Source organism: Leptospira terpstrae serovar Hualin str. LT 11-33 = ATCC 700639 (assembly GCF_000332495.1).
Lineage (GTDB): Bacteria > Spirochaetota > Leptospiria > Leptospirales > Leptospiraceae > Leptospira_A > Leptospira_A terpstrae.
The window spans coordinates 658,742-679,257 of the sequence record NZ_AOGW02000010.1 but is presented as its reverse complement, the minus strand read 5'-3'; the positions used below and the strand labels follow the sequence as shown (position 1 = coordinate 679,257).

Genomic DNA, 20,516 nt, shown 5'->3' with positions numbered 1-20,516 from the left:
ATCCTATGGCTACAGAGTTGACTGGTACTTGGGGTAGAGACTCTATCACCATTGAGACCGGCAAGTGGGCGAAACAAGCTCACGGGTCGGTTGTATACAAAACCGGAAATTTAGTTCTCCTTGCCACAGTTTGTGCGGCAGAAGAACCAAAAGAAGGACAAGATTTTTTCCCACTTACTTGCGAATACACTGAGAAAGCCTACTCGGTAGGTCGTTTTCCTGGTGGATACTTCAAACGTGAAGCAAAACCCGCAGAACACGAAGTATTACTTTCCCGTATCTTAGATCGTCCCATTCGTCCTATGTTTCCAGAAGGATACTTCTCTGAAGTACAACTTCTCGTACAAGTATTATCCGCAGACAAACAAGTTTCTGTCCAAGGACATGCGATTAACGCAGCTTCGGCGGCACTTTCCGTTTCTTCCATTCCTTTTGCAGGCCCTATTGCTGGTGCTCGTATCGGAAGGATCGCTGGTGAATTTATTCTAAACCCCACAAACGAAGAAATCACAAGATCTGATTTGGATTTGGTAGTTGCCGGAACCAAAGAAGCCATTGTGATGATCGAAGGGGAAGCAAGCGAAATCTCAAAAGAAGATATGATGTCTGCTCTCCGTTTTGCACAAGAACAGCTAAAAATTGCTGTCGAAATGCAAGAGACTTTGGCTACGAAAAATGGAACGGTGAAAAAAGAAGTCGTTCTAAAAACTCCAGACAAAGAACTTCATAAAAAAATTCGTGAGTTCGCATACGACCGTTTGGCGGCTGCAAACAAAAACTCTGACAAAGCAAAACGTAATGATGACATCAAAGCCATCAATAAAGAAACAGTAGAACATTTTAAAACGTTACTTGCACCAGAAGACAAATCAAAAGATATCAAACATTTTCTACATGAATTAGAATACGAAGTGGTCCGCGAACTCGTGCTAAACGATGGAATTCGTTTTGACGGTCGTAAAACCAACGAAATTCGCCAAATTTCTTGTGAAATTGACGTTCTTCCTGGACCTCATGGATCAGCAGTATTCACCCGTGGACAAACCCAATCGCTTGGTGTTGTGACTCTAGGAACTACTTCTGACAACCAAAGGTACGAAACTTTGGAAGGTTCGAAAGAAAAGAACTTTATGTTGCACTACAATTTCCCAGCATTTTCTGTTGGAGAAGTGCGTCGAAACTCAGGTCCTGGCCGACGTGAAATTGGTCACGGAAACTTGGCGGAACGTGCGATCAAAAAAGTGCTCCCGACTCAAACGGATTTTCCTTATGTGATTCGTATTGTTTCTGAAATTTTAGAATCCAATGGTTCTTCTTCTATGGCTTCCGTTTGTTCGGGAACCTTGGCCCTTATGGCTGGGGGTGTTCCCATTTCGGGTCCTGTGTCTGGAATTGCTATGGGTCTTTTTAGTGATGAAAAAGGCCGGTTTGCCGTCCTTTCTGACATTGCTGGAATTGAAGACCACTTCGGCGATATGGACTTCAAACTTGCAGGAACCAAAAAAGGAATCACTGCTTTCCAAATGGACTTAAAAGTCAATGGACTAGGTCTCGAAGTTTTACAGAAAGCCATTGAACAAGCAGAAGTGGGTCGTGACCATATCCTTGGGGAAATGAACAAAGCGATTTCTTCTGTGAAAGGCAATTTGAGTTTAAATGCTCCTCGTATCACTCTCAAACAAATTCCAAAAGATCGCATTGGCGAACTCATTGGTCCTGGTGGTAAAATGATCCGTGCGATCATCGAACAATCTGGATCGGAGATATCTGTGGATGACACAGGAAAGGTAACGATTGCTTCTCCAAGTGAAGAAGCAAAAGAAAAAGCCATTGCCATGATCGACGGAATCTTTGAAGAAATCGAAGTAGGCAAAATCTATGATGGTGTCATCAAACGAATTGCTGATTTTGGTGCTTTTGTCGAAATTTTGCCAGGAAAAGAAGGTCTCTGTCATATCTCCAAACTAGATGTGAAACGAGTACAATCGGTTCGTGACATTGTTTCCGAAGGAGACAAAATCCAAGTGAAGGTGATTTCCGTTGATAAAATGGGAAAAATCGACCTTTCCAGAAAGGATGTTCTTCTAGACAACTAAACAGTCCCCAAACAATTGTTTGGGGGGAGTAAACAAATGGCATCCGTTATCGAATGCAAACGAGCCGTTTTACCTAATGGGTTAACGGTTCTCTTCCAACCTATGAAACACGCATCCTCCATGGGGGTGGGTGTTTTTTTGAAACAAGGCAGTCTTGCCGAAACGAGTTCAGAACACGGATACTTCCATTTTTTAGAGCATATGCTCTTTAAAGATACGGAACATAGAACTAGTAAAGAAATAGCTGAATCCATAGAACGAGTGGGCGGAATTTTAAACGGCTCAACGGGTCGTGAATACACACAATATTACGTTGTTGCTATCAAAGACCAAGCCGAGCTTGCTTTTGATATTCTTTCCGATATGTTATTTCGACCACTTTTTCGTGATGAAGACATTCGCACAGAAAAGGGTGTCATTATGGAAGAGATGCGTTCCTATGAAGATGCTCCGGATGATTTTGTTTATGATTATTACTTTCGCAATATCTTTGGTAAGTCACCTTACGGCCGTGATATCATTGGAACTAAAAAATCTGTCACAGGTGTGAGTGAAAAATCCATCCGCAGTTTTTTTGAAAAACACTATTTCCCGAAAAATATGGTCATCTCTGTTTCTGGAAATTTTACATGGGAAAAAATTTTAGATCTCACAAACAAATACTTTTCCTTTGAGAATCCAAAGGGTAAAAATCCGACAGAACTTATCATTCCTGCACCTAAAAAAAGTTATTCGAAGCATTTGGAACGTCGTAAAATTGAGCAGTTTCATATTATGCTTGGTGTAAATGGGAACAAAAGAGATTACCGAACTGTCACTGTCACCCAATTGATTTCAACCATCCTTGGTGGAGGAATGGCTTCTCGACTTTTCCAAAACATCCGAGAAAAAGAAGGATTATGTTATAGTATTTATAGTTTTCCTTCCTATTACAAAACGACTGGTCTTTTTTCTATTTCTTCTGCGACTTCGAAAGAAAAGGCTGCCCGTTGTGTGGAGCTCATATTAAAAGAGTTGGAAAGTATCACCAAATTTGGATTTTCTAAATCGGAACTTGCCGATGCAAAATCCAACCAAATGGGTTCCATTGCGATTGGTTATGAACTTCCCGAAAACCGAATGAATAATATTGGCCTTCAAGAAATCTATTATGGAAAATATTTTTCTTTGGAAGACAGAATGAAGTCCATCAAGTCGGTTACCTTAGAGGAAATCAATGAAACCGCAAAACAATTGTTTGATCTAAAGAAAGTACATTTGTCTTGTGTGGGTGATATGACAGAATCTCAATTCGCAAAAATCCCCGTTCAATTTGGTGGATGATTCGAAAAAAAAACAATTGTACCAATTCAAACAAACTCTAATAAATACAAAACAGATACTAAGTTAAGGATCCAGATGAAACCTCCCATTGTGTCCCTCCAGATTTTAAAAGCCGGTGCCGTTGTTCCTGAATACAAAACCTCTGGTTCTGCCGGTATGGATCTTTCTGCTTGCCTCACGGAAAACATAACCATTCCCCAAGGCGAAGTAGTTTATGTTCCCACGGGCCTTGCCATGGCCATCCCCGATGGCTTTGAGGGACAGATCCGGCCAAGGAGTGGATTTTCTACTAAGAACCGCATCCTTATGCCAAATAGCCCAGGAACGATTGATTCGGATTACCGGGGAGAAATTCTCATCCCTCTATTGAATTTGAGTGGGGCGGACTTTGTCCTCGAACCGGGTACCCGGGTGGCCCAAATTGTATTTCAGGCAGTGGACAAGCTAACCCTTCAGGTGGTGACAGAACTTTCTGCTACAGAGAGGGGAACGGGTGGGTTTGGAAGTACAGGAAAATAAGACATAAACCGGAAAAAAGACACTTAGCTTTTTTTCATCTCTACCGATAGAAAGCTGTAGAGGTGCCTTTTTATGATGCGATCCCTATGGACCGGCGCTACCGGGATGATTGCCCAACAATTTCATATTGATACCGTTGCTAACAACTTGGCCAACGTAAACACAACTGGTTTCAAAAAGAACCGTGTGGACTTTGAAGATTTAGTTTACCAACACCAAGTGCTTGCGGGAACTCCAGCCACCTCTGTTTCCGAAATCCCAACTGGTGTGAATGTGGGGCATGGGGTGAAAGTTGCCGCCACACAGAAGTTATTCGAAATTGGTTCCTTCCAAGCTACGGGAAACAAACTAGACCTTGCCCTGACAGGGGAAATGGCATTTTTTAAAATCCAAATGCCTGATGGAACTTTTTCTTATTCGAGGGACGGATCTTTTAAAATTGACTCCAACCAACAAGTAGTGACTTCGAATGGATACCTACTCGAACCTCCCATCATCCTTCCTGAAAACGCCATCCTCAATACCCTGATGGTTTCGGAAGAAGGGGAAGTCACTGTAAAAATCGGGAATGACATTCGTCCCACAACCATTGGTCAATTGGAACTTTACCGCTTTGTGAACCCTGCGGGTCTCCAAGCTGTGGGTAAAAACTTGTTTCGAGAAACAGTGGCCTCTGGTGCAGAAATTCCTGGGATGCCATCCCAAGAAGGATATGGAAGTGTCCTCCAAGGATTTTTGGAAATGAGTAACGTAAAAATCGTAGAAGAGATGGTGAATATGATTGTGGCACAAAGAGCCTATGAATCCAATTCCAAAACCATCCAAACCTCAGATAACATGCTTTCTACGGCAATAGGTTTGAAACGTTAATGAAACTTTGGTTCCTTATCCTTTTTAGTTTAGTTCTATCTTTGCCCATTCTGGCAAAAGAGAAAGAGAATCGAGTTTACTTAAAACCCAAAACCATAGTGGGTAATAGTGAAATTCGTTTGTCTGATTTTACTAACTGGAAAGGAAACTGGAACCCGATCCTATTTCAAAATTTACAATATCCTCTCGTCTTAGAACCAGATACTCTAAAAGAGTCGCTAAACACGCGTTATAAAAAAGAAACGGGGGAAGATCTTTCTTTCGAGGTAATGGGAAAAGAAGGAATTCTACTTCCAAAAACAAGTGTAGTGGGAAAAAAAGAATTAGAACGCTCTTTATGGAAAGAGTTACAAGAGAGTGTAGACGTATCTCTTGGGGAAGAAGGGCAATCTGTTCGTTTGAGTTCAGAAAAAGAATCTCTCCATACAATCTCCGGAACTAAACTTGTCTGGAGAAATACTGGACGCACCCTCCATGCAGGAAAACGTCTTTTTCCTTTGGACTATTACTTTGAAGGAAAAATGGTATATTCGGAATCCGTTCCCTTTCTTATTGAAGAAAAGAAAAGAGCCTATTTCACTACAAGAGAGATCCCATCAAAAGCAGTTTTGACAGAAGCCGACGTGGCCTTAAAAGAATTTTTTACAGCAGACCACAACCGCGAATATTTAGAGGAAAGTCCGGTGGGAAAAACGGCGCTTGGTGTTTTACTTGGGGATTCAGCCATTGAAAGAAAACAAGTAAGGACACTTCATACTATCGAAAGAGGACAAGAAGTCCAATTGGTTTATACTGCGGGAAATTTATTATTAAAAATCAAAACGAGAGCCCTCGCTTCTGGAAATCGTGGTGATGAAATTTCTGTTCTCAACTTAACTTCGCAAAAGATCATCAAAGCCCGTGTGCAAAATGAAGGGATTTGCCTTCTCGAAGAAATATAAAATATTATGAATTTCAAAGAAAAATCCTCCCTAATGAATCGGTTTTTGATTTCTATTTTTGAACTAGGATCTATTGGAATTTTGACAGTCTATGGACTGACAGTCCTTGCTGGACTATCTCTTTGGGGTGATTCCTTATGGAAAGACAAAGATCCTTATTCTTATCCTAAGACCATCCAACCGGGAACCGTAGTGAAAGTGGTTTTAAAAAACGGCCTTCGTGTGGAATACGAATCGGAATACAAAGCAACCTTTGATAATGATATCAAAACGGTTCCTGATAAAAAGCTTGTTCCTGACCTTCCTACTTATAACTCTAATGCCACCTACATGCGTTCCAAAGTGGGTAAATCAAAATCTCAAGGCAAAGTGGTGGGTGTGATGGCAGTTCTTGTGACAGGAATTGATCCCGGAACAGGAAATTTGGAGCTTGAGGGGAGTAAGGTATTCAATCTTTCCGAAGAAAGGATTAACCTTCGTTTGTCGGGAACTATTTCTCCAGAAGACCTCGACAAAAACAGATTTATCTCAAGTGATTTGATTGCAAACCTTCGGGTGGAATACCAAGGGACTTTAAATCCGAAAGAATTAACAAATCCTAATATCCAAATGAAACGAATTACCAATCCAGATGGAACTGTTACGGAAAAAGCGGAACTTTCGGAACCAGAAAAACAAGAAATTATCTTAAAAAATATCAAACGACTCTTAGGGGAAAGTGAGTAATCCAATGAATTCAAAAGAAATGAATTTTACTTATCCAAAGATGGAACTTTCCAAAAAAATTTTTTTAAACAATACTCAAACCCTTTTTCTTTTGGGTGGAAGATCACTATTATCCATTGTATTCATTGGATTTTTATCCTTACCTTTATTTGCTGTGGAAACAAGACTAAAGGATCTTGTCCGGATTGATGCAGTTCGTGAAAACCAACTGACTGGTTTTGGACTTGTGGTAGGTCTCAATGGAACAGGGGATACAAAAAATCCACTCACAGAAGAAGCTTTGCAAAACTACTTAAGTGGACTCGGTGTGAATACCAAAAAGAACTTACGCGATGCGAAAAACACAGCTTCGGTTCTGATCTCAGCAAATGTTCCCGTGAATCTAAAAGAAGGGGATAAAATTGATATTTTAGTCTCTTCTCTCGGAGATGCTCGTTCCTTGGAAGGAGGAGTGCTTTTACAATCTCCTTTGAAAGCAGGAAATGGAGAAACCATAGCCGTTGCCTCCGGCGTACTTGTGTTTGGTGGAAAAGAAAAAAAACGAGGGGGAGCCGATAAAAAATCGGGATCGAATACGGCTCTGGTTCCCATGGGTGCCATTTTAGAAAAATCAATCCCGAATGCCCCTGTTACAAAATCAGTAAAACTGACTTTACTAGAAAAAGATTATACCACTATGGGAGCCATTGTCGAAGCCATCACAAATGAACTTTCGATTGTCCCCGAAGTGGTATCTCCGACAGAGGTTCTAGTTCCTCTACCAGTAAAATCTTCTGGTGTGAATGCAGCAGGAGAAATGGCGGCGGGGGAACCGAAACTGGATTTGGCATTCCTTGCTAAATTAGAAAACCTAACGGTAAACTCATCCCCAGTCGCTCGAGTCGTCATCAACGAACGAACGGGAACGATTGTCATGGGTGCCAATATTGCCATCGATGAAGTAGCTATCTCCCAACAAGGCCTCACCATCCAAATTGCAAACAGAGACAAAGCGCGGTATTTCTTTCCCATCCAAGACGAGGGAAAAGGGGAATCGGTTTTTGTTTTAAAGGAGACCACACAAGTTTCGGATGTTGTGGCTGCTTTGAATAAAGTGGGTGCCTCCACTCGGGATATCATCTCGATTCTGGAAGCACTCAAAAAACAAGGGGCTTTAAAAGCAGAACTTGTGATTCAGTAATTTGGAAAATTGCCGATAGAATAAGAAGACATAATATGGACATTCACAAAATCCAAGACTATTCGGGAAGACTCAGTCGCTCTCAAGACGAATCCATTTTAAATCGGATGAAATCCTATTCGAATGATCTAGAAAAACCGAAAAAACAAGGTCAGTCTGACTTCCAAAACTTACTAGAAACTCATGAAGAACTTATGGGTAAGGTGAGTTCTTCTTCGATTCGTGTGCCACAAAACATTCGAGAGGAAATTAAAGAAGATCCTTATCGAAAAAAACTCTATGATGCCTCTGTGGAATTTGAATCTGTTTTTGTGAAGATGATGCTTAAAGAAATGAAAAACACCATCCACAAAGAGAAAATGATCGATGGAGGGTATGCGGAAGAAATTTTTGAAGACATGCTTTACGATGAGTATGCCAAAAATATTTCCCAAAATGAATCGATGGGACTTGCAGAAGAGATCTACAAACAAATGTCAGCGTCTCTTCCGCCAGTAAAAAAGAATCCTTATCTTTAATCCGTAAGTTTCGGAACATACGAATCAACGTATGTTCTTTCTTCCTTGGAATCCAGTCTTACGATATCCAATTAAATTAAATCTTTAAAAGAAATCTTTTTTAGTTCCTCTTTTAATTTATCCTCAACCAAACTTAAACTTTCATTTAACTTGGGGATAACACCGGCAAGTTCCTTTGGTGCTCCCAATTTAAAACTAGATGTATTCTCGTATAAAGATACTAAATCGATTTGTTCTTTGAGTTTTACCGGTGCAATTCGTTTGTCTTCTGTGATTTCAATGAGTTTAGCATCGGCAAGTTTATCTAAAATTTCGGATAAATCTTTTTCTGGTATGAGAAGTGACTTTCTTAAAACTGATTTTTTGATTAGCTCACCTTTTTTGGATTGGTGGTCGTAAGTAAGTGCTAAAACTTGTATGGTTTTGTAAAACTCATAAGAGAGATTACTATCAATATCATCAAATGGGTGTTTCGGCAGTAGATAACGGTCAGGGAATTGTAAAGTTGCCGTCACTTCAGCACCATACAAAATGATGAGTGAGATAGAATAAATGGCAAGTAAAGCAATTGGGATCGCAGCCAAGGCCTTGTAAACTAACATTGTTTTTTCGGTAAAAGATGTGAGATAAATATTAATAAATCCCCAAAAGAAAATAATGAGGATGATTCCAGTGACAGCAGCTCCAATGGAAGAGGCTTTAATCGGGACTTTGGTATTTGGGATGATATTGAATATCAGCAAAAAGAATAACCAAAGGGCAAGGAGTGGAAGGAGGATTTGGAAAATAGAATACAGGGAAAAAAAACGTTTTCCCCCTTGGTACTTTTTCCAAATGGTTTGACCTTTGGAATCATCTTCAACCCGAATGATTTTATTGAATTCTCCCACGCCAACAAGGCCAAGCATACCTTCGTTTAATGATTCCGCTTCGTTTTGATTCTCTATTTCGATTGTTTCTTCTATAGGTGCGGTAGTTCCATCAGTAAGGACTTCAGGAGCTTTTGTTTTTTTGGAAATTAAAATTAAGTCGAGAATCATTCCCGCCTTACCTTTGTATGCTGTAGACCAGTTTTCACCTTCGTCTTCAGAGAGGAGAATGTCACCCAGGGAGGTAAGGATAAAGATATCGAAGTCTTGTTTTTTTGGCGAAGTAAACACCCATACTCTTTCATAAGAATACTTTCTGTGGCTTAAGTCGGACCAAGTGTAGCCTCCGTCTGTGGTTTTAAAAATGGCACCACTATCACCAACAAGAAAACCTACGTTTCGGTTTAAAAAAGCAATATCATTCAGAGGTTTTTGTGAAATTTCTTGAGGAAAAAATGTAATCCCTCCGTCACTGGTTTTCCAAAGTCTACCTTCACGGTCTAAAATAAAACCGTCTTTATCAGAAAAGAAACGAACTCGTATGGGTGTGATGGCAGGATCTGTGAACCTTTTGATTTCTTTTAGTGTTTTGCCAATTTCATAACGAAGTGTGCGAGTGTCTTTTGTGAGAATGAATAGAGTATCATAATCGATCGCACCAAAATCGGATACATTGATTCCTTTTAGAGAATGGAGTTTCCATGTACTGCCTAAATCATTCGAATAAAGAAAAGTTCCTTCTTCTGAAATTGTGAATAAATCATCGCCGACACTTCGAATTCGAAAAAAGTTTTCTTTTGAGATATCTGGTTTTTTGCATGTACCTGTTTCAACAGTTTCAAAATCGATACAAAGCATGTTCTCAAAGTCTATACTTGAATTTGGAATAAAAGATATCGATTTGTTAAGTTCTTTGATAGTTCCAATATTTCCCTTTTCACCCGCAACCCATAACTCACCTTGTTTTGTCGAAACAATTGACTTTAAGTGAGGAGGGCGAACAGAATCGGAAATTTTATCAGTGATGTTTTTTCCAACAACAAAAAGAAGCGGACCAAAAGAGATAAGAAAGAAATAAAATACAAACTTATTAATAAAATTTCTATGTAGGTCAATTTTCCAAATGATATGGAAGGCTTTTTCGAGAGATCGTAAGACAGCAGTAGCTGAGAAAATAAATACCACAAAACCCACTGCTCCAATTTGCGAAGCCGTGGATATAATGTCTGTAAGTGTATCAAGGTAAGGAGTGATATCAAATTGGATATTGTTACGAAGTAAGTAGGAATTTATTTCATCCACCATTTCTCCTTGTCTTGCTTGGATTCCTGAAGCAACAGTGATTAAAGCGAGAGCAACGGTAAGTGTTGGGATGAGAGTGACAATGGTTGTATATGCCAAACTGGAACCTATGATAAGACAATCATCTTTCATAAACCTATGAACGGCGACTAATAAAACCCGAAGACTTAAAATGAGTTTTCGTTTCCATCCGTTTTCCTCTGGAATTGCTGTCAGCCGGACAAGTAAGGGAAGTTTGGTTGTGTCATTCATATGGGTTTACCTATTTTTTAAAAGCGTACAAAACGTAACTTGAAGTGATGGGAAATCCTTTTCTTTTCCATTTTGACTTAAAATGGTAATACGAAATACGAATCCATTGGAAGTAGTCTTTCCAGTTTTGGAAAGAACCTCTTGATTTTTGAAGTTTGGCTACTAAAGGAAAATCCACTCCGAAGTAAGATACAAAATGATTAAAATTAAGGTTCGTCAATATTTTTTTTAGGATGGTGTCTGAGTAATAATAAACATGGCCTGGCATGTAGTAGTGATAATTGGAACCTTCCGATTTTGCCTGCCAACCATCAAAATTAGCAGTTTGTAGGAGGAGAAGTCCTCCCGGTTTTAGAATTCGGGTAAGTTCCTTAAAAAAATGGTTCGGTTCTTCTATATGTTCAATCACCTCCACCATGGTGATGACGCTAAAATGGTCGTTTGGAAATATTGCATCTAATAAACTTCCCTGAAAAGTTGGAATTCCATTTTCATTCGCATAACGAGAGGCATATTCTGAAATTTCCACCCCTTGGACTTGGAAACCTTCCTCCCTCGCAGACTCCAAAAAACCGCCGAAAGAAGAACCTATATCAAGGAAGTTTCCGGAAGATACATACTTTTGAATGTTACGCACTCGGGCTTTCCATACATATTGAAAGTATTTTTTATTTTCTCTTTCATCAATATAAGTATAGTCGGCTTTGCCTTGGTAGTAGTCTTTACCGTATAATTCTTTTTGGTTGCGCCTAGGATAGAGAGTTTGGAGTTTACAATGTTTGCATTCGAAAATGGATAACCCAGAATACTTTCCTGTGGTTGTATATAATGGTTGCCAGTCACAAAGTTTATCGAGTGGACATTCTTCCAACAAAGAATTTTTTTCGTTCATTATTTACAAGCAAGGAAAAACCAGTGGCAAATTCTATCTTCCAATTTACCGAGTGGGGTTCGTTCCGAATATCCAATGGATACATTCGAAAAGATGGAAAGAAAACTTTTTAAATCTTCGAGTGAGTAAGTCTCCGCATAACCTCCGCTAAGATCTACCAAATTCATCTTTCCTTTGGAAAGACCGAGATGGGTATCTCCCTCCGCACGAATAGAACCCAAAAGGTATCCTCCTTCATCCAAAGAGGAATACAAAGAAGAAAGTAATTTTTTTGCATCTTCTCTTTGATTGTAATGAAACACACCCCAACTAACAATCAGACCAAATTCACTCGGGGAAAACGGAAGGTTTGTATCGGGTGGGGTAAAAATCCAACGAATGGAAGATGGATTTTGGTTTAAACTATCTATAGTAGTTTTGGCAGTATCACAGGCGGTAACAAGGTATCCTTCGTTTTGCAAGAGGTAAGAATGCCTGCCGGAACCACAACCAAAGTCGAGCGCTTTGCGATTGGTTGGTTGGATTCTAGAAAGGAGGCGGACTAAATTTTCATCCGGAAAGGCCAGTTTTGATTTTGGTCTTTCATAGTGTTCATCCCAGACATTTTTCATGAATTGATTCGTGTGAAAATAGATTCTAACCAATCTTCGGTGTTTGTGTCTAATTTCGTAGTGATCCCAAACACTTGGGTTCTTTTGTGGTTTCCCTCTAATTTATCCAGAAGAGCGCCAGTGGGAACCAACTGTTTCTGGAAAAAAACAGTCTCACCGACATTGGCAAGTAAGGTGGTAGGTTCTCCCATTTTCTTTTGGCGTTCCGAGGGAAGTGTAAACACTAACGCGGATTTTGTGACCCCGTCTTTGGGTTTTTTTAAAAAACCTGGTCTTGTTTTTTCACCAATCGTAACGGAGAGTAGGTCGTTAAAATACTGATACCCATAATGTTCCGGGATGAGCACATCCGCTAAAAATTCGCCACCCACTTCTGGAGCAGATTCAATCAGAAGGCATTCTTTATTTTTTGTAATTTTGAATTCGGCAACAAAAGGACCTGTTTTTAGTTTGGTGGCAGTAACGATGGCCTGGCAGATCATTTTTAATTCTCCTGCCATTGCAATGTGTTTTGACGGCGCGACATGGGCCACTTCGATAAAGTTTGGTTTTCCCGTTGTAATTTTGTCAGTGAGAGAGATCAAATAAAAACGTCTGGCGATCACAAAACCAAGAACCGTCACTTCCTCTCCTGGGATGAATGGTTCTAATAAAAAACTTTCACTGGTTTTTAATCGACTAAACTTTTTAAATTCAGCCTCTGACTCCAAAACCAAAATTCCTTTTTTCCCAGAACCTTCTTTGGGTTTGGCGATGAGTGGAAATGTGATTTCGATTTTTTTTTCTTTGGCTTTCGTTTGTAAATTGGACTGCAAAGAAAGGGGAACCGGGATTCCATACTTTTGAACGGAGTTTTTAAATCTTTCTTTGTCGAGAAAAAGATTCACAGTATCACGAGGATTCCCGCGAAGTTTTAATTTTTCAGCTAAATAAGAAACTGTATATACTGCTTTGCCATAAGATCGAGAACCCACTCCTAAAAGTGTGAAGGGGAGAGGGACTTTACTCATAGAATGTAGAATTTTTCTATATTCATGAGTAGATTCTAATATTTTAATATCTGATTCCACAAGACCCGGAGCCTGGGGGTTTGTGTCCACCGAGATGACTTTGAGTCCTCTGGCTTTTGCTGCCCGGATCAGGGGGATTTGGTTCTCTCCGGCTCCAATGGAGAGGTAACTGCCGGTCAGTTGTTTCATCTAAGAACCGCGAGAACCGCCTCTCCTTTGGACACCTGTGTTTCCACCACCAGAGGTTTGGTTTCTACCAAACGTTGGTTTGGCTACAGCGGGACTTCCTTTTTTCTTGGCAGCATCGTTTTGCGATTTGGTAAGCTCTTCTTGGTTCACTAGAACCAATTTTTTCCCTTCTACTTCTTTTCCGTTTAGGGCAGCGATTGCTTTCGTAGCATCGGCATCTGCCATTTCTGCGGTACCATATCCCAAGGAAACCTTGGTGATTTTGTCCCGTTTGATTTGGAGGTGATCCACTTTTCCATGGGCCGAAAGAAGTTTTTCGAGGGCTTCGTCAGTAAGCGACTGGGGGAGATTTCCGATGGATAACTTCATGTCCTTCTTTTTCCTGAATTTTCATCAAAACTTCAACTCTTTTTTGACTATGTCGCATTTTCTCTTAGGGAATCTCGTGTTCTGACCGAAAGAAATGATAGGTAGGAAAGGTATGTTACGAGGACTCTATACAGGCGCCAACGGGATGATTTCCCAACAAGTAAGAATGGATGTGATCGCCAACAATTTGGCCAATGTGGATAAAACTGCATTCAAAAAAGATACAACCGTTTTCAAAACCTTTCCTGAAATGTTACTGCATCGTTATTCAGAAGATGGAATTGGAAAAACGCCTATGGGATCTTTTGATACCTCACCTGTGGTCGGGAAACTCGGGTTTGGTGCTGAAGTGAATGAAGTGTACACTCGTTTCGACCAAGGCTCTGTGAAAAAAACAGACAATATCTTTGACTTGATGGTCCAAGACCAACCCGGTATGGAAAAACCTGCCTTCTTTACTGTTCTTACTAACCGAGGCGAACGCCTCACTCGAAGTGGAAGTTTTGTATTAGATAAAAATGGATTTGTAGTCACTCCCCAAGGATTTCCTCTTCTTGGAGAAAAAGGTCCCATCCAAGTGAACCAAGGAAATTTTCTTGTGAAAGAAAATGGAGAGATCTATATCAACGCAAAACTCGGAACCGCACCGAAAGATGGAACTAACTTTAGTGAAAACCGATTTGAAGATCCAGTCCTTCTCGATACCTTAAAAATCCGAACCGTAGAAAATCCTCGCCACCTCGACAAAGAAGGGGACTCGTTTTATTCCGACACTCCCGAATCGGGAGAACCCACCAAGTTTCCCACTCTTCTTGCCCCACAAGTCATGCAAGGATATTTAGAAGCCTCAAACGTTTCTGTTGTGACGGAAATGGTGGATATGATTGAAGTCAACCGCGCTTACGAAGCCAATTCTAAAACCATGCAAACCCAAGATAGTTTACTCGGTCGACTATTTGAAGTAATGCGTTAAGGGTGAACCCCCGAAAGAATTTCGGGGTCGGGCTGTTCCGGGGTGCGCTAACGCTCCCGTCTGACATCCGTCAGACCAAGCCCTGCACATCCCTTTCACGGGAATCTAAGATAGGCTGAAATCTAACTTCATCGCCTGTCATTAAATTTTAATATTATTATTCCCTCTCGTTTCTCTTTAATTATTGTTTCATATTATTAAATTCTTATTTTTATTTAAAATGATAAGAAAATAGCGAACGTTAGTGGTTTTTTCGATCATGCTTTTTGTTCCATATAGTTTAAGAAATTGAATGAAACTATTGGATTTTTAATATCAAGGAGGTGGTATGTATTTTCGATTTCTTTGGTTGAGTTTATTATTTCTCCATATCGGCAACTGTGATACAACTCATACGATTCAATTAACTTATCATCCTTATTTAGCCAAAAAACTCTGTCCACTAGCCATTTCTGGAGCTTTGGAAAATATAACATCAATTTCAATTATATTGGATCGAACAAACGTTTTCGATGTTGAAGAAAAGTTGCTAGATGAATTAAGTGTTCACACTGATCCTGATTCTGAATATAGATTGCCTTTTCATATTGATCCTAAAGGTGGCTTTTCCCATAAAATCCCGTGTAGAAATCAGACAATTCGTATCCGGTATCGTAAAGACGAGATGGAAAAGGCATATTCGTTTTTTTTTACAAAAGACAAAAAACAAAAATTTATCATCAAAAAAAAATCAAAATCAGGTGGACTGTATGTTGAAATTTAAGTGTATTTTTCTACTTCTATTATTATTTTTTTTAGATTTTCATATACTATCTGTTACTCAAGCAGATCCTGTTGTTAGCTTGTTAAATATCGCTACCAGTCCTTTGTTGAAAGGTAAAAGTGAATACATTTTTAAAGCAGTACCTGTTCCAGATCATCAAAATAATTATTTTATTGTAAATGTCTTGGGAGAAAAATTCGGGAATGAATCAAATAGTTATTCATACAATTTTGTTTTTGGTAAAAATCGATTTTGGTTGAGGATGCGTTATTGGGATTACCCAATCCGCAATTCTGTAATTCCATATTCTTCTATTAATAAATCTTCATATTATAAAGTAAGTAAAAATTTGCATCGACAAAATTCGATAATTGAGTTTTGTAATAATTATTTTCCAATACCCAAAGGAGAATATATTTACGAATTTTCAATGTATGATAATCGACGCGATTTCGAATTGCCTCATTATGATAATTTCTATGTTTATCAATTTTTTACTGTCGAAGCCAACCAATCTGTATATATCGAAGTAGATATCAAAAACGATTCCTATACTTCCAAAATCATCGATACGCCTAATGACATTTTCTCTGATATGTGTAAATAAATTTCACTGATCCGCCTCAACTCCTTGTTCCCCCATCCACACGATATACAGAACCCGTAATAAAACTAGATTCATCGGATGCTAAAAATGCTATTAAGTTAGCTACTTCTGCTGGTTTTCCAAGCCTTCCCATAGGAATATTTTTTTCCATAGCATCCTTTCCTCTTTCGCCGGCTACATCAAGGATGGCAGTTTCTGTCCAACCTGGACAAACGGCATTGATCCGAACACCGAATCTAGCTACTTCCAAGGCTCCAGTCGTTGTGAGCTCAATCACACCGGCTTTGGCAACACAATAAGGACCAAGAGAAGGGGAGGCACCTAGTCCTGCAATTGATGCCACATTGATAATGGAACCACCAAGGCGATCACTTAGCATGAGTTTTGTGGCATATTTCTGAGACCAAAAGACACTAGTTAAATCCATTAAAATCAATCGGTTCCAAACTTCTGTTGTGACTTTATGCATAAAGGTGGGTTTATTGGCTATGCCTGCGTTATTTACCATAATGTCTAATCGTTTGTTATTGACTTTGAGTCCATCTACTAACGCGATAATTTCGTCTTCTATGGTGACATCACATTTGATAAATTCTGAAGAACCACCTAGGTCATTGATTTCTGAAACCACACGGTTTCCTTCTGCTGAATTGATATCTGATACTATGACATGGGCTCCTTTTTTGGCAAGAAGTAGAGATGTTTCTCTACCTATCCCAAGTGCACCACCGGTCACGATGGCATTTTTGTTTTTTAAGTTTTTTTCCATACCAAACCTTTTTGATTTAAGGCAAGTGGTGCAAGTAAAATCCCAAAGTTTATGATTCTTTCTTATCAAGTAAAGACTGATCGGTCTACTGTATCAAAGTAAAACCTTGGTGAACCAATTGGTCTAAATGTAAGAGTTGGAATTAAAATATTATAAAATTGAAAATCAAACCTGTAGGGTTTGAATCTTTAATAAAAATTCTTACAATGGATTCCTGTTCGATTGGAATGGCAAAAATTGCCACAATTGATTCTATCTATCCCGATCAAAGCGATTTCGTTTAGGGCTAGTACGAATGCTTATCTATAGAATTTAGAATATATCTAATTTGCTAGTATCCATATTTTCTTATGATGAATCATAGGAGAAAGTCGGTGTCAGTAAAACAGTGGGATTCGAAATTCTAAAACATTTTTTTATCTTTGATTCAAGCCAAACGTATTTTGTAGAAGGCTCTTATAATTATTGGTTAGTCAGTCTTTCTGTTTTTATATCAATTTTTGCTTCTTGGATTTCCTTATACATGCTGAATCGTTTCTCGAATGTGGAGAATCGGTATTCTCGGTTAGCAATTCTATTCACTTCCAGTTTATCGATGGGTGGTGCGGTTTGGTCAATGCACTTTATTGGAATGATGTCTTTTGAACTCTGTACAAAAGTCACATACAATAAATCCATTACGATACTTTCCATTCTGCCTAGTTTTTTCGCCTCTTACTTTGCCTTGGTTTCTTTAAACAAAAAAGAAATCAGTAGAAAGGAACTAATCTCTGTTGGAGTGATTGTAGGTTCTGGAATCGGCTTTATGCATTATATGGGAATGGCTGCTATGGAAATGCGACCAAAGTTAATGTATGATCCATTACTTTTTTCTGTTTCACTTGTAGTTGCCATATCCTTGGCTATTTTATCAATTTTCATTCAATTTCGGCTAAAAAAAAGAAATTTAAAAATCAAAAATATCTATTTAACTCTTGTTAGTGGCGTTGTAATGGGGAGTGCGATATCGGGAATGCACTATACCGGAATGGCGGCGGCTCGATTTGTCACAGAAAGGAATCAGATACTCGAGTCTTCTAATCCTGACCAATTATTTTTAGCATTTCTTGTTAGTATTGGAAGCATTTTTGTCATTGGCTCAGCTGTGGCGACCATCGCATTTATTAGTTATAAAGATCTCTTCCAAAATCTACAAAAAAGTGAATCGAGGCTTCGAGCTATCATTGAAACTGCCGCTGATGCCATTGTAATGATCAACACAAAAGGTATTGTGCAGGAATTTAATATTACTGCTGAAAAAATGTTTGGTTGGAAAGCAAAGGAAATCATTGGAAAGAATGTGAATATCTTAATGCCGAATCCTTATCAATCCGAACATGATGGGTATCTTTCTAATTATCTAAAAACAGGAAACGCAAAAATCATTGGAGTAGGTAGAGAAACAGAAGCGATAAGAAAAGACGGATCCATTTTTCCCATTCGATTGGCTATTGGACACACAAAACTCCCGCAAGACGACATTTTTGTAGGATTGATCAGTGATATAACGGAAAGAGTCATTATTGAAAAAGCATTAAAATCAAATGAAGAACAAATGCAATCTTTCATTCAAAATATTCCGGGAGTAGTTTACAGATGTTTGGTGGATGAGTATTGGACTACAGTGTTTATGAGTGATTCGATACAAAGTTTATCGGGTTATCCTTCCAGTGATTTTTTGGAACCGAATCGCAAAAGAACTTTTTCAGAAATCATCCACCCAGAAGACCGGATTCATGTTTCTAATATCATTCAAAATGCAATCGATACTACCGATACATTTGTTTTGAATTATCGAATCATTCAAAAATCAGGGGAAATTCGTTGGGTTTTAGAATACGGTGGCCTTGTTTTCGATGAAGAAAAAAAAGTTAAATTTTTGGATGGTGTGATTTTAGACAACACGGATAGGAGGATGATTGAAGAAGCACTGATTGAATCCAAGGAAAAGGCGGAGATGGCAGCCATCACTAAAACTACATTTTTAGCTAACATGAGCCATGAAATCAGAACTCCTATGAATGCTATCATTGGATTTACCGAAGTATTGTTAGCGGGGGAGTTGTATGGAAATCAGAAAAAACAATTAGAAACTGTTAAGAATTCCGCAAAATCTTTGTTACGGTTACTGAATGATGTACTGAATTCAGCAAAATTGGATCGTGGTGCAGTAGAACTTGAAATCATAGATTTTTCTTTACTCTCACTTGTAGATCAAGTATGTTCTGCCATGGGAATCGAGGCAAAAAGAAAGGGATTACAGTTTCAGTATTCTCTAGCAGAAAATCTAGAAGAATACTACAAAGGAGACAGTCTTCGCATCCGACAAATTTTAACCAACTTACTTGGAAATGCAATTAAATTTACAAAAGAAGGTTTTATCCAACTCAGTATCACAACAAAAGAAGAAGAGGTTCTTTTTCATATTCAAGATAGTGGGATAGGCATTGCTCCTGATAGGTTAGAAAAAATTTTTGATCCATTCACACAAGCGGATGTTTCCATGAGTCGTAAGTTTGGTGGGACAGGACTTGGGACTACGATCTCCAAACAATTAGTAGAACTTATGAAAGGAAAGATTTGGGTAGAAAGTGAACTTGGTGCTGGTACTCATTTTTATGTATCCCTTCCTCTGGAAAAAGGGAATCCCATTTTAGAGTTCAATGAAAAAATTCAATTTGATTTGCCGAGTATGGATATACTGATCGTGGATGACGTCAAACAGAACGTCGAGCTCATTGAACTATTAATGACATCTAACGGACACAAGGTGGAAATTGCCAAAAATGGAAGGGAGGCGTTGGAGTTTTTTAAGTCTAAAAAATTTGATTTAGTATTAATGGATATCCAAATGCCTGAGATGGATGGTTTAGAAGCCACTCGTCAAATTCGTGATTATGAAAAAAGCAGTAGTATCCGTACACCTATCATAGCTTTGTCAGCCAGTGTGTTTGAAGAAGATAAAGTTTCTGCAAAAAATGCTGGAATGGATGGGTTTGTATCAAAGCCCATTGATATCCACGATTTATTTTTTGAAATTAAAAAGTTGATCCAAGGCAGTTTGGTAAAATCGGTTCCCATGAATACGAAAGTGAATCCGAAAGAAGCTTTTCAAACCCAAAGAGGAATTTCTCTTTTTGGATCCTTAGAAAAATATGTTTCGATGTTAGATGGTTTTTTCCGGGATTTCCAATTTGAGATTGAGGAAAGTTTGATTCATTTGGGGAACCCTTCCGGAGAACAGGCTTTTTTACATAAAATCAAAGGTGTTTCGTCTAACTTAGGAGTGGTTCTACTTTCGGAAATTTCCAATGGTTTGGAAAACAAATTGCAGAATGGAAAACTGACCCAAGCAGATTTTGAAAGTCTGCAAGAGGCATTTCGGGAAAGTTATGGCCAGTTTTTAAAAGAATTTGGAAGAAAAATAGCGAAAGAGGAAGTGATTCAGACTCAAACCAAAGTCCTATTAGAATCCGAAAAAATTGACATTCTGAAATCTATCGGTGTTTTAACAGAATCATTTTCCAAAGGTTCCTTAGACCAAAAGGAGTGGAATGTTTTATCTAATCTACTATCGGAAACGAAATTTTTGAATCTTATTTTTGGAATGGAATCATCGATCCAACAGTTTGACTTTGAGAATTCGATAAAACTGTTAAACGATTTAAAAATTCAAATTAAGGAAGAGCAGTAGTGAA

At 38.8% G+C, this 20,516-nt stretch carries 18 protein-coding genes; 12 read left to right on the top strand and 6 right to left on the bottom strand.

All coding sequences use genetic code 11. The features are described 5' to 3' along the window. Positions 1 to 5: 5 nt before the first annotated feature. From pnp to LEP1GSC203_RS11605, 8 genes are all read left to right on the top strand, one after another. Positions 6 to 2,096, top strand: a complete 2,091-nt coding sequence (gene pnp / locus LEP1GSC203_RS11640) for a polyribonucleotide nucleotidyltransferase (protein ID WP_002973624.1) — start codon at positions 6 to 8, stop codon at positions 2,094 to 2,096. Positions 2,097 to 2,132: 36 nt separating this feature from the next. Continuing rightward, entirely contained in the window at positions 2,133 to 3,419 is a 1,287-nt protein-coding gene (locus LEP1GSC203_RS11635) for a M16 family metallopeptidase (RefSeq protein WP_002973794.1), read from the top strand. Positions 3,420 to 3,494: 75 nt separating this feature from the next. Continuing rightward, positions 3,495 to 3,938: a dUTP diphosphatase gene (gene dut, locus LEP1GSC203_RS11630; RefSeq protein WP_002974193.1), complete on the top strand. Its 444-nt coding sequence runs from the start codon at positions 3,495 to 3,497 to the stop codon at positions 3,936 to 3,938. Positions 3,939 to 4,010: 72 nt separating this feature from the next. Further along, positions 4,011 to 4,808 (top strand): flagellar basal-body rod protein FlgG, encoded by a 798-nt coding sequence (gene flgG, locus LEP1GSC203_RS11625; RefSeq protein WP_002974360.1) that lies wholly within the window; start codon positions 4,011 to 4,013, stop codon positions 4,806 to 4,808. Next, the gene (gene flgA, locus LEP1GSC203_RS11620; protein WP_002974169.1) at positions 4,808 to 5,749 is read left to right on the top strand and encodes a flagellar basal body P-ring formation chaperone FlgA; all 942 of its coding nucleotides are present in this window, start codon (positions 4,808 to 4,810) and stop codon (positions 5,747 to 5,749) included. Before flgG ends, flgA begins: the two co-directional genes overlap by 1 nt. Positions 5,750 to 5,755: 6 nt before the next feature. Next, positions 5,756 to 6,475 (top strand): flagellar basal body L-ring protein FlgH, encoded by a 720-nt coding sequence (locus LEP1GSC203_RS11615; RefSeq protein WP_002974295.1) that lies wholly within the window; start codon positions 5,756 to 5,758, stop codon positions 6,473 to 6,475. A 4-nt stretch (positions 6,476 to 6,479) separates the two neighbouring features. Further along, positions 6,480 to 7,655: a flagellar basal body P-ring protein FlgI gene (locus tag LEP1GSC203_RS11610; protein ID WP_002973860.1), complete on the top strand. Its 1,176-nt coding sequence runs from the start codon at positions 6,480 to 6,482 to the stop codon at positions 7,653 to 7,655. 35 nt (positions 7,656 to 7,690) lie between these two features. Next, positions 7,691 to 8,173: a rod-binding protein gene (locus tag LEP1GSC203_RS11605; protein ID WP_002973720.1), complete on the top strand. Its 483-nt coding sequence runs from the start codon at positions 7,691 to 7,693 to the stop codon at positions 8,171 to 8,173. 71 nt (positions 8,174 to 8,244) lie between these two features. On the opposite strand, the gene LEP1GSC203_RS11600 is transcribed toward LEP1GSC203_RS11605, so the two are convergent. Genes LEP1GSC203_RS11600 through LEP1GSC203_RS11580 form a run of 5 tightly spaced genes read right to left on the bottom strand, consistent with a single transcriptional unit; the run spans position 8,245 to position 13,667 of the window. Next, on the bottom strand, positions 8,245 to 10,596 hold the full coding sequence (locus tag LEP1GSC203_RS11600) for a YhjD/YihY/BrkB family envelope integrity protein (RefSeq protein WP_002973986.1): 2,352 nt from the start codon (positions 10,594 to 10,596) through the stop codon (positions 8,245 to 8,247). Between the two features lie 10 nt (positions 10,597 to 10,606). Next, entirely contained in the window at positions 10,607 to 11,488 is an 882-nt protein-coding gene (locus LEP1GSC203_RS11595; protein ID WP_002974266.1) for a class I SAM-dependent methyltransferase, read from the bottom strand. Further along, a complete protein-coding gene (locus tag LEP1GSC203_RS11590; protein ID WP_002974155.1) occupies positions 11,488 to 12,099 on the bottom strand; it encodes a class I SAM-dependent methyltransferase in 612 nt (203 codons plus the stop codon). The genes LEP1GSC203_RS11595 and LEP1GSC203_RS11590 overlap by 1 nt, the downstream gene beginning before the upstream one ends. Then, the gene (locus LEP1GSC203_RS11585; protein ID WP_002973962.1) at positions 12,096 to 13,298 is read right to left on the bottom strand and encodes an ATP-grasp domain-containing protein; all 1,203 of its coding nucleotides are present in this window, start codon (positions 13,296 to 13,298) and stop codon (positions 12,096 to 12,098) included. Before LEP1GSC203_RS11585 ends, LEP1GSC203_RS11590 begins: the two co-directional genes overlap by 4 nt. Next, on the bottom strand, positions 13,299 to 13,667 hold the full coding sequence (locus LEP1GSC203_RS11580; protein ID WP_002974025.1) for an RNA recognition motif domain-containing protein: 369 nt from the start codon (positions 13,665 to 13,667) through the stop codon (positions 13,299 to 13,301). Between the two features lie 112 nt (positions 13,668 to 13,779). Here LEP1GSC203_RS11580 and LEP1GSC203_RS11575 point away from each other — a divergent pair, with 112 nt between their 5' ends. The 3 genes from LEP1GSC203_RS11575 to LEP1GSC203_RS11565 all read left to right on the top strand — a co-directional run bounded on the left by LEP1GSC203_RS11575 (position 13,780) and on the right by LEP1GSC203_RS11565 (position 16,010). Then, positions 13,780 to 14,640 carry a flagellar hook-basal body protein gene (locus LEP1GSC203_RS11575; RefSeq protein WP_002973730.1) on the top strand — a complete coding sequence of 287 codons (861 nt, stop codon included), beginning with the start codon at positions 13,780 to 13,782 and terminating at the stop codon, positions 14,638 to 14,640. Positions 14,641 to 14,968: 328 nt separating this feature from the next. Next, complete coding sequence (locus LEP1GSC203_RS11570; RefSeq protein WP_002973611.1) at positions 14,969 to 15,403, top strand: hypothetical protein; 435 nt, start codon at positions 14,969 to 14,971, stop codon at positions 15,401 to 15,403. Continuing rightward, the gene (locus tag LEP1GSC203_RS11565; RefSeq protein ID WP_002974433.1) at positions 15,390 to 16,010 is read left to right on the top strand and encodes a hypothetical protein; all 621 of its coding nucleotides are present in this window, start codon (positions 15,390 to 15,392) and stop codon (positions 16,008 to 16,010) included. The genes LEP1GSC203_RS11570 and LEP1GSC203_RS11565 overlap by 14 nt, the downstream gene beginning before the upstream one ends. A gap of 16 nt (positions 16,011 to 16,026) precedes the next feature. Here LEP1GSC203_RS11565 and LEP1GSC203_RS11560 read toward each other — a convergent pair whose 3' ends face one another. Beyond that, positions 16,027 to 16,779, bottom strand: coding sequence for an SDR family NAD(P)-dependent oxidoreductase (locus tag LEP1GSC203_RS11560; RefSeq protein ID WP_002974452.1), 753 nt, complete (start codon positions 16,777 to 16,779; stop codon positions 16,027 to 16,029). Between the two features lie 388 nt (positions 16,780 to 17,167). Here LEP1GSC203_RS11560 and LEP1GSC203_RS11555 point away from each other — a divergent pair, with 388 nt between their 5' ends. Then, positions 17,168 to 20,512: an MHYT domain-containing protein gene (locus LEP1GSC203_RS11555; RefSeq protein WP_002973689.1), complete on the top strand. Its 3,345-nt coding sequence runs from the start codon at positions 17,168 to 17,170 to the stop codon at positions 20,510 to 20,512. Positions 20,513 to 20,516 lie beyond the last annotated feature (4 nt).